Below are 321 nucleotides of genomic sequence, written 5' to 3'. Positions count from 1 at the left end.
GACTGCTGCGCGGGGCCGATGGGGGAGGTGCCGGGTGTGCGAACGTCATGGGGCTCCACAGCCGGCAGCGGGCGCTCCCTGGAGGGCGCTGCTGCTGGGAGCCGTCCTGCTCACCACCGGCTGTGCCACGCGGGTACCGCATGCCGGCGAGGGTGCTCGCCCCGGCGCGCGCGCCCTCTTGCGCTCGCCCCTGGTGCCACGCCCCTTTGCTTCCCCGGGGGCAGGCGAGCCGGAGCGGTCGCACTGGCGCCCCGGCGCCCGGGGGTTGGGCTCGGACACCCGCGTGGGCGCGGGCGAGGCGGCGGTGCATGGGGTGGCCAG

At 78.2% G+C, this 321-nt stretch carries 1 protein-coding gene; it reads left to right on the top strand.

What is annotated here, in order from left to right:
* Window positions 1-34: 34 nt before the first annotated feature.
* On the top strand, window positions 35-321 hold a 287-nt coding region (locus Q664_RS61990; protein WP_235217204.1), incomplete at its 3' end, for a hypothetical protein.

Source organism: Archangium violaceum Cb vi76, from assembly GCF_000733295.1.
GTDB lineage: Bacteria > Myxococcota > Myxococcia > Myxococcales > Myxococcaceae > Archangium > Archangium violaceum.
The sequence above is the reverse complement of the archived record's forward strand: the minus strand, read 5'-3'. Positions and strand labels throughout refer to the sequence as shown.